13 protein-coding genes are annotated in these 14,226 nt (G+C 38.9%); 8 read left to right on the top strand and 5 right to left on the bottom strand.

Annotation, left to right across the window (positions count from 1 at the left end; translation table 11 throughout):
* Entirely contained in the window at positions 1-1,584 is a 1,584-nt protein-coding gene (locus DRF67_RS06595; RefSeq protein ID WP_115927518.1) for a GMC family oxidoreductase N-terminal domain-containing protein, read from the bottom strand.
* Between the two features lie 131 nt (positions 1,585-1,715).
* Here DRF67_RS06595 and DRF67_RS06590 point away from each other — a divergent pair, with 131 nt between their 5' ends.
* The 4 genes from DRF67_RS06590 (at position 1,716) to DRF67_RS06575 (ending at position 6,477) form a co-directional block, all read left to right on the top strand.
* Complete coding sequence (locus DRF67_RS06590) at positions 1,716-2,333, top strand: DUF1684 domain-containing protein (RefSeq protein WP_115927517.1); 618 nt, start codon at positions 1,716-1,718, stop codon at positions 2,331-2,333.
* A gap of 53 nt (positions 2,334-2,386) precedes the next feature.
* Positions 2,387-2,809: a GNAT family N-acetyltransferase gene (locus DRF67_RS06585; RefSeq protein WP_228435752.1), complete on the top strand. Its 423-nt coding sequence runs from the start codon at positions 2,387-2,389 to the stop codon at positions 2,807-2,809.
* A 73-nt stretch (positions 2,810-2,882) separates the two neighbouring features.
* On the top strand, positions 2,883-3,692 hold the full coding sequence (locus DRF67_RS06580; RefSeq protein WP_115927515.1) for a glucose 1-dehydrogenase: 810 nt from the start codon (positions 2,883-2,885) through the stop codon (positions 3,690-3,692).
* A gap of 106 nt (positions 3,693-3,798) precedes the next feature.
* On the top strand, positions 3,799-6,477 hold the full coding sequence (locus DRF67_RS06575; protein ID WP_115927514.1) for an MGH1-like glycoside hydrolase domain-containing protein: 2,679 nt from the start codon (positions 3,799-3,801) through the stop codon (positions 6,475-6,477).
* Positions 6,478-6,523: 46 nt separating this feature from the next.
* On the opposite strand, the gene recO is transcribed toward DRF67_RS06575, so the two are convergent.
* Genes recO through DRF67_RS06555 form a run of 4 tightly spaced genes read right to left on the bottom strand, consistent with a single transcriptional unit; the run spans position 6,524 to position 11,175 of the window.
* Positions 6,524-7,210, bottom strand: coding sequence for a DNA repair protein RecO (gene recO, locus DRF67_RS06570; RefSeq protein WP_115927513.1), 687 nt, complete (start codon positions 7,208-7,210; stop codon positions 6,524-6,526).
* Entirely contained in the window at positions 7,210-9,465 is a 2,256-nt protein-coding gene (gene porZ / locus DRF67_RS06565) for a type IX secretion system anionic LPS delivery protein PorZ (protein WP_185142069.1), read from the bottom strand. The genes recO and porZ overlap by 1 nt, the downstream gene beginning before the upstream one ends.
* A gap of 1 nt (position 9,466) precedes the next feature.
* Entirely contained in the window at positions 9,467-10,417 is a 951-nt protein-coding gene (locus DRF67_RS06560; RefSeq protein WP_115927512.1) for a bifunctional metallophosphatase/5'-nucleotidase, read from the bottom strand.
* Positions 10,417-11,175: a 5'-nucleotidase C-terminal domain-containing protein gene (locus DRF67_RS06555; RefSeq protein WP_115927663.1), complete on the bottom strand. Its 759-nt coding sequence runs from the start codon at positions 11,173-11,175 to the stop codon at positions 10,417-10,419. Before DRF67_RS06555 ends, DRF67_RS06560 begins: the two co-directional genes overlap by 1 nt.
* 195 nt (positions 11,176-11,370) lie before the next feature.
* Between DRF67_RS06555 and dapA the strand changes: the two genes are divergently transcribed.
* The 4 genes from dapA to DRF67_RS06535 all read left to right on the top strand — a co-directional run bounded on the left by dapA (position 11,371) and on the right by DRF67_RS06535 (position 14,183).
* Entirely contained in the window at positions 11,371-12,243 is an 873-nt protein-coding gene (dapA, locus tag DRF67_RS06550) for a 4-hydroxy-tetrahydrodipicolinate synthase (protein ID WP_115927511.1), read from the top strand.
* 120 nt (positions 12,244-12,363) lie between these two features.
* Positions 12,364-12,867, top strand: coding sequence for a GNAT family N-acetyltransferase (locus DRF67_RS06545; RefSeq protein WP_115927510.1), 504 nt, complete (start codon positions 12,364-12,366; stop codon positions 12,865-12,867).
* 292 nt (positions 12,868-13,159) lie between these two features.
* Complete coding sequence (locus DRF67_RS06540) at positions 13,160-13,741, top strand: helix-turn-helix domain-containing protein (protein WP_115927509.1); 582 nt, start codon at positions 13,160-13,162, stop codon at positions 13,739-13,741.
* A complete protein-coding gene (locus DRF67_RS06535) occupies positions 13,734-14,183 on the top strand; it encodes a response regulator (RefSeq protein WP_115927508.1) in 450 nt (149 codons plus the stop codon). The genes DRF67_RS06540 and DRF67_RS06535 overlap by 8 nt, the downstream gene beginning before the upstream one ends.
* Positions 14,184-14,226 lie beyond the last annotated feature (43 nt).

The raw sequence follows: 14,226 nt of genomic DNA, 5'->3' as shown, positions 1-14,226 counted from the left end.
CTATAAAGCAAATTCGTTTTGCCGGATTAAGTTTTCAATACAATATTCTGCAATGGCTGTAATGGTAACAAAAGGATTCACTCCAATGGTTCCGGGGATTAATGATCCATCAAGAACATACAGGTTGTCATGATTTTTTACTTTGCCATAACGATCAGTAGCTTCACCCAATACACAACCGCCCAGCGGATGATAACAGATATCTGCTCCAAAACCATTATTAAAAAGAAAATGGCTTCTTGTACCTCCATTGGCAGTATTCATCTTTCTGACAAAATATTTTGCATTTTCTCTCATTTTCACCGTATTGCTTTCATCCCATTTCAGGGTAAGGATATCACGCGTCTTATCAAAAGCTACCTCTCCTTTTTTCTCCACCCTGTTGATCAATAAATATAAAGCTGTAGCCACATCCATTCCCATGGGTAAAGGAGCGATTTCGGTAAAAAAAGGATGTTCCTTATCTTCCCAGTTGTCCACTCCTCCTACAGGAATCGTCGACTGCTTAGACCCCGTACCTCCGGATAAGGGTTTTACCCAGTTTCTTCCCGTCATAAAATTACCGTTATTCCCCCAGTTTTTACCAACCTTTTCATGAAGAGGAAAACCGTTGACAGCATTGGATCTGAGCAAAAGCTGTAAGGTTCCCATGGTTCCGGCTGCCAGGATAAGTTTTTTGCAAGTAAATGTTTTATCAGCTATGATGTTCCCTGAAGTATCAATATGATGAGCGCTTACGGTATAGGTTTTATCATCATTCAGCTTCATATTTTGTACGTGGTGAAGGTCGAGGATCTCAAGATTTCCGGTTTCCAGGGCTTTTCGGAGGTAAGTTTTGTCCAGACTGTTTTTGCCGTGGTTATTTCCATAAATCACTTCCGTATTCAGCGCTGACCGGGGGACCTCGTTTCTGAATTCCTTTTCCATATACTTGAAATCGTAAACATTCGGTACTCTTATGGTTTTGAATCCAGCCTTATGTGCTTCTTCTTCGCCCACTCTTGTGAATTTGTAATACGGGCATTCCTGTAAAAACTGCTCATCTATGACATTTACTTTTAGCTCCTTTTGTACCAGTGGAAAGTAAAAGCTGTAAAATTGCTCAGCATCAAGATCCGGAAAAACCTCTCTGAAATAACTTTCTTTCGGGGTTACAGCCATACCGCCGTTTACCAGTGAGCCTCCGCCTACACCTCTTCCTACCCAGATATTGATATGGTCAAAATCAAGTCTGTCTAACGTGCCGGTAAATGGGGTTAGAGAAAAAATATTCATAAAAGGAGCAATACTTTTTTTCTTCAGCCACGCAGCACTTTTCCCGGGTTTCAGCAGATTGGAAAAAGGAATTCCTGCTTTTTCCCAGTTAAGTCCCATTTCCAGCATAATTACCTTTTTTCCGGCTTCACATAAGCGCAGGGCAGATACCGCACCTCCATATCCGCTCCCGATGATAAGAACAGGGGCTTCTCTTTTCTCGGTTTGTCGGTTTGCTTTCAGGGCTGCAGCTCGTAGTACATCAGATTGAAGAAAGTAAAAGCCTGAAATTGCCAGTGCACCCGTTTTAATGAATTTTTTTCTATCCATGTTCTTTGATTTTCAAAAAGTATGCTAGATTATTATGAACATATTGTATTTAGAACAGATTATAGTTTTTGTTATATTTTTAACTTTTGATCCCATCAAAAATTCATAGTTTTACTTGTAAATTTAAATTCATGAAAAAATATATCGTTCTTTTTGTACTTCTGCCTTTATGGGGATTTTCACAGAAGATGGTCTCTAAAGAAATAATGGAAGTTAAAAAATTTCAGGAGGAGCTTAATGAAGAATACCTGAATGCAAAAACAACACCTCTTCGCGGAGATAATTTCAAGAATTTTAAAGGCCATCCGTTTTTTCAATATGATCCGAAATACAGAGTTATTGCGAGATTAGTGAAAACAAAAAATGCACAACCTTTTGAGCTGCCTACCTCTTCGGGCAAAACAAAATCCTACAGGGAATATGGAAAAGCAACTTTCAGTCTCAATGATAAACCTTATACGGTAGTTTTGTATCAAAGCCTGGATCTCATCAAACAAGAAAAGTACAAAGACTATCTTTTTCTGCCATTCAGGGATGCCACCAATGAAAAAGAAACCTATGGTGGTGGAAAATATATGGACCTGAAAATTCCTGAAGGAGATTCCATTGTTCTGGATTTTAACCAGTCTTATCATCCCTTTTGTGCATATAACGCCTATGATTACAACTGTCCGATTGTCCCGGAAGAGAATAAGCTTCCGGTAGAGATCCGTGCAGGGGTGATGTACGAAGATATTTATCACCACTGATTATGATAAGCTTACAATTTTTTCAACCACAGGACTTTCCTGGAGTTAATTATATGTTGAACAATGATCAGAAGCGCTTCACTGCTACTGCCGGGCAGGCCTTAGAAAATATTAAAAAAAGAGAGACACAAAATGCTTTTCCGGTGACGATCATGGAAGGTGACCGGCCCGCTGGATTTTTTGTTCTGGATTTTGGAAGTGACAAGCTGGAACTTACCGACAATGAAAATGCCGTTCTGATAAGGTCATTATCCGTAAATCCTGCGATGCAGAGAAAAGGAATTGGAAAAGCCGCCATGATGCAGGTGGACGTTTTTGTAAGGGAGAATTTCATACACTGTGATGAAATTGTACTGGCTGTTAATCAGAAAAATGAGTCCGCCTACCATATTTATCTGCAGGCAGGATATTCTTATGAGGGAAAAACAAGACTCGGAAGAAGCGGGCCCCAATACCTGATGACCAAAAAACTTTAATAAAATTTTAGAATCTTAAATTCTCTTCTGCTGATTTGTTTCCCTAACTTTGAGTAACATCAAATAACAAGCTATGGAAATATCACTTCAAAATCAGGTCGCTATCGTGACCGGCGCTTCCAGTGGAATAGGTTCCGGAATTGCAAAATCCCTGGCGGCAGCGGGTGCTACCGTTGTTGTCAATCATTCTTCAGCAAGATCTCAGGACGAGGCAAAAGCCGTTTTGAAAGAAATAACCGATGCCGGCGGGAAAGGGATGACCTACCAGTGTGATGTTTCTCAGGAAGATCAGGTGATCAGAATGTTTCAGGAGGTCATCGCGGAGTATCAAACCGTAGATATTCTCATCAACAATGCCGGAATTCAAAAGGATGCGAAATTCACTGAAATGACTCTGGAACAATGGAATGCTGTAATAGGGGTCAATCTGACCGGCCAGTTTCTATGCGCCCGGGAAGCCATTAAAGAATTTCTACGCAGGGGAATCGACCCTTCACGTTCTGTAGCATGTGGGAAAATTATCCATATAAGTTCGGTTCATGAAATTATTCCCTGGGCAGGGCATGCCAATTATGCCGCCAGTAAAGGAGCTATCAGAATGCTGATGCAAAGCCTGGCGCAGGAATATGGAGCCGATAAAATCCGTGTCAATTCTATATGTCCGGGTGCCATTCAGACGCCGATTAACCAAAATGCATGGAGTACACCAGACGCCCTTCAGTCACTTCTTACCCTGATCCCTTATAACAGAATCGGGCAGCCTCAGGATATCGGAAATCTGGCAGTATTTCTTGCCAGTGACCTTGCAGACTATATTTCGGGTACCAGTATTTTTGTCGATGGGGGAATGACAACCTTTGAGAGCTTTTCTACCGGAGGCTAGGCTTTCCGGACTTGAAATTTTGGGGTCCATGATCTAAGATTCAGGTGAAGCTTTATGATCAATCGATCGATGATTCCTTTTTTACAATGTACAAACAATCTTATCTATGTCAGAAAAAGAAAGAATTTCAGATGTTTTATGGAAAAAATGGGGACCTTACGTCAGTAACCGGGAATGGGGGCTCGTACGTGAAGATTACAGTGACAATGGCGACGCATGGAATTATACCAGTCATGATACGGCAGAAGCCAAAACCTACCGTTGGGGTGAGGAAGGGCTGTGTGGAATTTGCGATGATCTTCAGAGGCTGGTGTTTTCTGTTGGTTTTTGGAACAAAAAAGATGCTATGGTAAAGGAACGGTTCTTTGGACTTACCAATGGCCAGGGAAATCACGGTGAAGATGTAAAGGAGTATTTCTATTACATTGATTCCACGCCTACCCATTCCTACATGAAGATGCTTTACAAATATCCTCAAAATGAATTCCCGTATGATGATCTGATCAAAACCAATGCTGAAAGAAGTAAAGATGAGCCGGAATATGAGCTCATCGATACCGGAATTTTTGATAAAAATGAATATTTTGACATCTTTATTGAGTATGCTAAAGAAAGCGAGCAGGATATTTTAGTACGCTTATCCATTGTCAACAAGTCTGAAAAAGAAGCCTCCCTGATCATTCTTCCCACCGTGTGGTTCAGAAATACCTGGAATTGGGGCTATGATGATTATCAGCCCAGCCTGGCTGCTGAAGAAGCAGACCGAATCATAGTGAGCCACAAAGATCTTGACATTAAAAACGTATACGCAAAGCACTCTTCAAAAACTTTGTTTTGTAATAATGAAACCAACAACAGGAGACTTTACCTTTCTGCCAATGAATCGAGATACACAAAAGACGGAATCAACAGTTTTGTCACCACCGGAAATTCGCAATCCGTCAATCCTAAAAATACAGGGACAAAAGCTTCATTTTTTATCGATGAGAATTTCGCTGGCAAAGAAACGAAGACCTTCGAATTCAGAATTTCAGATAAAGAATTGAAAGATCCTTTCGGGGGTTTTGATAATTCTTTTAGCGAAAGGAAAAAAGAAGCAGAGGCATTCTATGCGGACATCCAGCAGGGAATATCATCTGAAGATGAAAAGCTGATCCAGAGGCAGGCATTTGCTGGGATGCTTTGGAACAAAATGTTTTATCACTACAATGTTGAGAAATGGCTGAAAGGGGATCCCGCTGAGGTTCCTCCACCCAAATCTAGGGAAACCATAAGGAATTTCGACTGGAAGCATCTTAATAATGAACATATTATTTCAATGCCGGACAAGTGGGAATACCCTTGGTATGCTACCTGGGATCTGGCATTTCACACCATCAGTTTTTCACTCATCGATCCGGATTTTGCAAAGCACCAGCTGAAGCTTTTTCTGTTTGAATGGTATATGCATCCCAACGGACAGCTTCCGGCCTATGAATGGAATTTCAGTGATGTGAATCCTCCGGTGCACGCATGGGCGGTTTTCAGGGTATTTAAAATTGATGAATATCTCAAAGAAAAACCCGATCTCGGATTCTTAGAAAGTGCCTTTCAGAAACTGTTGATGAATTTTACCTGGTGGGTCAATAAAAAGGATACCAATGGAAACAACATTTTTGAGGGAGGATTTTTGGGTCTTGATAATATCGGGGTCTTCGACAGAAATTCAGTGCTTCCCAACGGCGAGCAGCTGGAGCAGTCTGACGGGACCAGCTGGATGGCGATGTTTGCCCTTAATATGATGCGGATTGCTCTGGAACTGGCCCAATATAATAATGTATATGAGGAAATGGCCATGAAGTTTTTCGAGCATTTTCTTTCCATTGCCCATTCCCTGGATAATATGGGTGATGAAAAATTCAGTCTTTGGGATGAGCAGGATGAATTCTTTTATGATGCTATCGCTTCCAGTGACGGAACTCATATGTATCTGCGGTTAAGGACGATCGTTGGGCTGATTCCCATGTTTGCCGTTGAGGTCATCGATGATGAAATGATCGAAAACCTTCCCAATTTTAAGAAAAGAATGGAGTGGGTACTGAACAATAAACCCGAGCTGGCCGCATTGGTTTCCAGATGGGAGGTTAAAGGTCAGGATTCTAAGCACCTTCTCTCTTTATTGCGTGGCCATCGGTTGAAAAGGCTGCTGAAAAGGATGTTAAACCCTGATGAGTTTTTGAGTGATTACGGAATAAGGGCTCTCTCTAAAGAATATGAACAAAATCCTTATACTCTGAATCTTAATGATATTGATTATTGTGTAAAGTATACTCCCGCAGAAAGTGACAGTGGACTGTTTGGCGGGAACAGCAATTGGCGCGGACCTGTATGGTTTCCCATCAATTTTCTGATCATAGACAGCCTGCAGCGCTTTTTCTTCTATTACAGCCCCGATTTTCTCGTGGAATATCCTACAGGAAGCGGAAACTATTCCAATCTGGATCAGATCGCTGATGCTTTGAATAAAAGACTGGCTAAAATTTTCCTTAAAGATGAACATGGAAAAAGACCGGTCAACGGGCAGTACGAGAGATTTCAGAATGATCCGGATTTTAGAGATTACATTCTGTTCTATGAATATTTTCACGGAGACAATGGACGTGGAGTAGGTGCTTCGCATCAGACAGGATGGACCGGACTCATTGCAAAAATCCTGCAGCCAAGGTTTTCAAAAAAAGAAATGGCTGAATCTGAAACCGAAATGCCGGAAGATGCCAATAAAAAAGATCAGAAAGATGACCAGTAAAGCCTGAATGTTTCATCATGCGCTTTTGCCTTCATTTTCTTTCTTATCATTCAAAGATTTGCTGTATAATTTCCAGGGATGCAGGAGTTTTGAAGTCAGTGATGTGATAGTGGTAATACACCAAAAGGCTGTCTAGAAACTCTTTCCTTAATGCGGAATGAATCTTTATGGTATAGAAGTTTTCAGTAGTCATGGCTGTTTTCCATATCAGGGAAACTTCTTCACCGAAAAGCTGGTGAGTAGAATGTGTCGTAAAAGTTCCTGTTTCAGGATCCAGAAATTTTCCTTCACTCAATAGTGGAGCAACACCCTGTATTTTTAAAATAACCATTAAAAAAAGTAGGTGAGCCTGATAGTTTTTATGGGTAAGCTCGTTCATAAATGCATCGATACTGAGATAGATGCTGGTATTCTTATTTTCGTATTTAAGGATCTGGCTTAAAAAATCAGAAATAAAAAAAATAACGGTATTTGCCTTGATATCAGTATAAATGTCATGGTTTTTTACCAGTTCGAACCGGGAAACAGAAGATATCCCGTTGCCTTTTATAGGGTTTACCGAGAAACTAAGCTTATTCAATGGCTGCAGCAGGGCTTTCTTTTTATTTTTTTTGGAATAGATTCCCTTTAAAAAATAAGTCTGAAATCCCTCATCTTCAGTAAAGCAATGCATGACTGCATCATTCTCACCATATTTGATAAATGAAAGTAAAAAACCGTTCTGTGAATTCATTAATTGACCACTCCTATTTTGGCTGTCGCTTTATCAGATCCGTCCTCATTGGTCATCAGGACAAAATAAATTCCTGAAGCTACTCTTGTTCCCTTATGATTATTAAGATCCCATTCGTAATAGCCACCTCGCGCCACTGCGGAATGCACTACATTTCCAGCCGCGTCTACAATTCTTATATTCGTTTTTTCTGCAAGCCCTTTAATGGTCACTTTTCCTTTAAAATTGGAATATACGACCGGGTTAGGATAGACCACCACATTTCCAAAATTGGAAGTGACGTCTGCAACATCTCCCTGATACGTTACAATTCCATTATAGGTTACGAAGTATACTTTTCCCGTTTTCTTATCTACTTTGATGTCTGTAACACTGTTGGTAGGAAGTGGTGAGTTTTCTTTTGTGAAATGTTTGATCGTCTTCTGACCATCAGAAGATAAATAATATACGCCTCCTCCGTCTATGGAAACCCACTTGTAGTCTCCAGCGTCCACTTCAATCTGGAGTATGGCAGAATCTCTGAAAAGCTCTTCACCCAGGCCATTCTGTTCTATGATCACGGGGTTGGCCATCGGCTCCGGAGTTTTGATCTCAGCGGCAGCATTTGGTAAAATTCGTAAACCCGCATCGGTTCCTATCCATGCATCACCTGACTTATCAATAGCTATAGATAAGGTTCCTGAAGTTCCTGCAAATCCATTGGATTCCTTCAAGATATAATCTGTATCATCAGAGAGGTTGGTCGCATTTTTGTAATCATACACCCATAAGTTATTGGATCTCGGCAGAGTGGTCCATAGCATATTCTCATATACAATAGGTTTCTGGACACCGGCACTTGACAGATCAAATTTTTTAATAATAAAATCATCAGCTGCTTTATCATAAATACCCATTGATGGCGTTCCGTCATTGAATCCAAAAGAGACAAAGACATTATTCTGACTATCATGAGCGAGACCTACCGGTCTTCTGTAATACGGATTGGCCCCAAGATTATAATATTTTACAAATTCAAAATCTTTATTGCTGGCATTATATTTCATCTTATATACTCCCATTGTAAACAACGTATAGTTTGTGAAGAAAACTTCACTGTTGTCAATAGGATTGATGATGGCATCCAATATGTTGATTTCATTCAGTTTTTTCTCCCGGAAATAAGAAGAATAGATCCATTCTGTTCCGTTGAAATAATAAAACCCCGGCTTTTTAGGATTATCCACAGGGAAATTGTAACGGTCTGATCGTCCTCCGGTGGATACTAATAGTTGGTTATTATCATAAAGATTAATGTTATAGGCAAAATTGAAATAAGGTCCTGAAGGTTTGTAAGTGTTATTTCCTTCGTCCTTTATTCCGGACAACATTGTTCCTCCGAATATTTTTCCTCCGGCCATAATTGCCGTATTGCAGTCTTCCCCAAGACTTATCGCGTTCAAGGATACCCCGTTGGTACCATAGGTGTAAATCCGGTTATCTGTAACAACAATATTGTTAGGGCTTATGACAAGATCATTAATGTTGCCAAAAGTGGTCGGAAGCTGCATTGGGGTTCCGTTATTGTAAATATACGCTGCAGTAGCAGAAGAATACACAAGTTCAGCATCAGAATCAATATGTTTGAATGAACCTGGAACTTCCGTAGTCCAGGTAGAAAATACCGGGAACGTCGTATTTAATTCGTGGCTTTTCAGTCCGGTATTTGTTACAGAATACACCTTGTTTCCAAATATTGTCGCCTCATTGCTGGCTTCATATACCCCGGCTTTCAGAAAAAATGCAGAATCCCCGAATTCTTTTTTCTTTACATTAAATATAGAAACTCCATAGCCTACGGAGATAACAGCCTGATCGCCCGTAATGGAAATGTGGTTAACCTTTTTGTTTCCGTTATATCCGGCTGCAATAGGGATGTCCACGATATATTTAATTTCGTTGGATGTAATCACATCCAGGGAACCGTTTTCGTACCCGATAATTCCTGTTTTGGTTTTCGGATCATAATCAAAAGCGGTAATGCCCACATTATGAAGGCCATTGGCCTTAGACAGTTTTGTAACCTCTCCGCTCGATATGGTATAATAAAATATTCCGTTTTCTGTAGCTGCTATTATTTTTCCATTGTCTTCTTTCATTGCTAAGACATTGTTGTAGGAAAAAAGGTCGGCCCATTTTTTTGAAGAAATGACCTGAGCTTTTGTCAACTGAAAGGCTGCTAAAATACCAAGTGAAATTATAGAGAGTTTTTTCATATTATACGGTTATGCTGCTGTCTATTGCCTGATTGTTCCAGGATATATGCTTTATGTTTTTATTGAGGTCAAAGTAAAAATCTATTCTTCCTAAAAGTAGACCTGCCCATCCCACCTGATTAACCAGAACATTTTTACCCTGTCTGTTGGTGAAAGATTGAGGTTCCGGTAAGAAGGTATGGGTGTGACCGCCTAAGATAACGTCAATGTTTTCTGTGCTGGCGGCTAAAATTTTATCGCTTATTTTATTAGGTTCATCTTTATAATCATATCCGATATGCGACAGACAGATCACAAGATCACACTTCTTTTCTTTTTTCAGAAAATCGGAATAATGCTGGGCAACTTCTATCGGATTTGAATAAACAGTTTCTCCATATTGCTTTTTGCCCACAAGACCATCCAGCTGAATCCCGACGCCGAAAATTCCCACCTTAATCCCGTTTTTATCAAAGATCTTATAGGCAGATGTTTTGCCGTCAAGAACTGTATTTTTAAAATCATAGTTGGAACAGATAAAAGGAAACTTTGCGTTAGGAAGAACCTTTGCAAACCCGTCCAGTCCATTGTCAAAATCATGATTTCCCATGGTAGAGGCATCATATTTCATCATAGACATCAGCTTAAATTCCAGCTCGCCACCGAAAAAATTGAAATATGGGGTTCCCTGAAAGATATCCCCTGAGTCAAGAAGCAGCACATTGCTTTCCTGGCTCCTGATCTGTTGAATTAAGCTAGCCCTTCTCGCGAAACCTCCCTGATTGGGATTTCTCGTATAGCTGGCATCGAAAGGCTCTATTCTGCTATGCTGGTCGTTGGTATGAAGAATAGTGAGCTTATTTGCGGATTGTAAATTAAGAACTTTTAGTTCTTCCGCCATCATCATATTGGGAGCCAAAGCCATTGCTAAAGTTCCACCGCCTATTGCTTTTAAAAAACTTTTTCTATTCATTACTTTTTACCGATAAAATTTAAACGAACGTCTGTAGCTGGAAGTATTTCAGGATTTTTTTTGAAATAGTCAATATAAAGATCCCTTAGTTTGATCCCTGTGGGGATAGATTCTCCTTTGGAAAAGAATTTCATATTATCACCTCCTAGTGCCAGATAGTCGGATGTGGCAATATAATAATCCTTAGCCGTATCAATGGCCTTTCCGTTGATTAAAGACTTTGAAGATTGTCCCTCTTTTGTTTCAATGTATAAATGGGAAACAGGATTATTTACCTGGGTTTTGGCGTAATATTCAAAAAGTCCCACCAGATCTGAGCCTTTCATTTTAACGATAATAAGTTCATTCTCGAAAGGCATTACTTCAAACAGGTTTTTAAGAAGGATATCTCCTTTTCCAATTGTAGTACGGATGCCCCCAATGTTAATTAATGCCGCATCTACGTTTTGCTTCAGATGGGTCTTGGTCCATACATCACCTCCTTCAAACGTATAATCAGCCAAAAGATTACCCAGATTGCTGTTATCACCCTGCTTTGTAAGATCTACATTGGTATGGGAGATCTTCTGGTTCATTTCTTTATCAAGTTTTAGCTTGTAAGGCTCTATAAATTTTACAAACTCCTCATCATTTTTTAGCTCATTATTAATAGAAATATTTTTCTGGGGCTCCACATTGGCAAGCTGCAGCGTGGAAGCTGTTTTGCATGCTGTAAGGGATGCCAAAGCAATTCCTAATAACAAGAATTTATTTTTCATATGTTGCAAATTATTTTTGTAAAGATCATATACAATCGTCTGTTTTTTCATTGTTTTGGTAAACAACTTCAGTCATCCGATTTCACAATATCTTTTTTAGTATATGCAAATATAACTATATGTATAATAAAACATTATTATTTATTACAAATTCTTACCGTAAATCATTAAATTTGACAAAAATAATTTGAACAGATGAGCATTTTAAAAGGAGTAGGTGTTGCTTTGGTAACGCCCTTTAATGAAGATTTATCCGTTGACTTCGACAGTTTGACAAAACTCGTGGAATACAATATTGAAAACGGAACCAATTATTTGGTAGTATTAGGAACTACGGCAGAAGCCGCTACGCTTTCTGATGATGAAAAGAAACAGGTAATTGAGCACATCATTAAGGTAAATAATAAACGTCTTCCTTTAGTATTAGGCATTGGCGGCAATAATACCCTTGAAGTCAAGAAACAGATCGAAGAGGCAGATCTTTCTGCTTTTGAAGCCGTGCTTTCTGTATCTCCATATTATAATAAACCTAATCAGGAAGGCCTTTATCAGCATTATAAAGTATTGGCTTCCACCGGGAAAAAAATTATCATCTATAATGTGCCGTCCAGAACAGGACAAAGCGTAGACGCAGATACGACTATTCGCCTCGCCAATGAATTCCCTAATTTGTTCATGATCAAGGAAGCGGCTCCCAATATCTTACAATATTTTGATATCCTGAGAAAGAAGCCTGAAGGCTTTTCCTTGGTTTCCGGAGACGACGAATATACACTACCGGTAACACTGGCAGGTGGAAACGGAGTGATCTCTGTGATCGGGCAGGGGTATCCCAAAGAATTCTCCACGATGGTACAGCTTGCCTTCGAGGGCAAAGTAAAAGAGGCCTACGAAATCCACAATAAACTGGTGGAGATTACCCGTCTGATTTTTGCAGAGGGTAACCCTTGCGGAATTAAAGTAGTATTGGCTGAAAAAGGAATTATTAAAAACTATCTGAGATTACCTTTGGTTCCTGCTTCAGAGGGGCTTTATGCAAAAATTAAGGCTGAAATGACGAGCATTTAATGTAGAGACGCCATTTGTGTAATGCCTTTTGCAAAGCATAACTGGCTATTTACTATCAAAAATATAGAAAAGTGAAAAGTTTAGTCTTTTCACTTTTTTTAATCATAACAACCTACAAATATGAAATTAATACAAGCGACAGCAGGGGATATCCCCATGATTCAGGAGTTAGCCAGGCGATCCTGGGAAAATGCATATGCAGAGATCCTTTCCCAGGAGCAAATGGATTATATGCTTTCCGAAATGTATTCTGAAAAGGAAATCGGAACCCAGCTTCACAACCCGAATTATCATTACTACCTCATCCAGGATACAGATCATGACGCTTATGAGGGCTTTATTGGATATGAACTTCATTATGAAGAAAAAACCACCAAACTTCACCGGATCTACTTAATTCCTGAAAGTAAGGGAAAAGGTTTGGGCAAAAGAGCTCTTGAGTTTCTGACTGAAAAGGTGGACGAGAGTGGGGATAGCAGAATTATCTTGAATGTCAATAAGTTCAATGCCGCTAGAAACTTCTACGAGGCCCAGGGATACAGGGTTTATGACGAAGGTGTTTTCGATATTGGCAATGGTTTTGTAATGGATGATTACCTCATGGAATTTCTAATTCACAAATAATTGACTTAAAATTTTATAACTTTATCCTGTAATTCTATAACGGGTGATTTGTTTTTTTAAATCATCTTTGCTTCAGAACCAAATCACTTATAATAATACATTCATATGCTTGGTTTCTAGCTTTTCAGCTTTTTATCAGTATATTTTTTTCATCCTTAGTGTTTAAATTCCTGTATGTAAGAATACAGGAGTTTTTTTTTGTGCTAATGAAAATTAAAAAAATAAAGGCTATTTCACATTTAATTGAAATAAATCATTATATTTACTAAAAAATCGGTTTACTTATACTAGGATGAAAATGTATGTAAAATTTGATTTCAATGCCCTTTGCAAAAAGGTGTTGGACGAAAAGCTTAAAGAGCATGGGTTGAAATACCGGTTGCTGAACTTCGGTGAGGTCGAATTCTATGAACCTTTGACACAGGAACAGAATACCCTTTTTAAGAAAAATCTGGGAGAGTACGGTATTGAGATTATAGAAAGCCAAAAGACAGCTTTGGTACAGAAAATAAAAGATGCCATCGTAGAACTTGTTTTTTGTGACGAGATTATCCCCGTAAAAGCATCCATTTATATTTCTGAAAAACTAAATCACAGCTATGGATATCTGTCTAATCTTTTTTCAGAAGTGGCATTTACTTCCATAGAGAACTTTATTATTCTGCAGAAAATAGAACATGCAAAAGCATTGATTATAAGAAATAAGCAGAGCCTTACCGAAATTGCTCATAAATTGAATTATTCAAGTGTAGCACATCTGAGTACACAGTTTAAAAATACAACGGGAATCACGCCCTCCCAGTTTCAAAAAATTATAGGAAAAAGAAGAAGAGCCCAGAGCACAGTAACAAACGTTAAAATGCAGTATGAATAAAGAATTTCTGAACGTAATAGTGGCAGATAACGATGAAAACACTTTAATTTTTTTTAAGAATATATTTAAAGCGCTTAAGATTCCTATAAAAGTTCAATGTTTCAGCAATGGGAAGGATGCGATGGATTACCTGAACAATGAGGACGCTGTCGTTCCGGAAGTTATCTTTATGACATATACACTACCTGGAAAAAGCAGCATAGACTGTGTAGAAGAGATCAGATCGAAAACGAAATTCAGCAATCTCGTAACGGCTGTCTATTCTGAGCAGATTCCGGAAAATGAGATAGAAGAAATTTTTGTAAAAGGAGCCCATATCTATATGAGAAAACCGGATACTTTTGAAGCATTGAAAAAGGTGCTTTCTGAAATTATTACCATCAATTGGCAGTATCATACTTCAGGATTGAATAAAGAGAATTTTATTTTGAAAGTACGATGAATAAATAGTTTTTAAAATTTCATATGCATGAAATAGAATAGTA

The organism is Chryseobacterium pennipullorum (genome assembly GCF_003384725.1).
Classification (GTDB): domain Bacteria; phylum Bacteroidota; class Bacteroidia; order Flavobacteriales; family Weeksellaceae; genus Chryseobacterium; species Chryseobacterium pennipullorum.
Note: the sequence above shows the minus strand (reverse complement) of the source record. Positions and strands in the feature narration are given on the sequence as shown.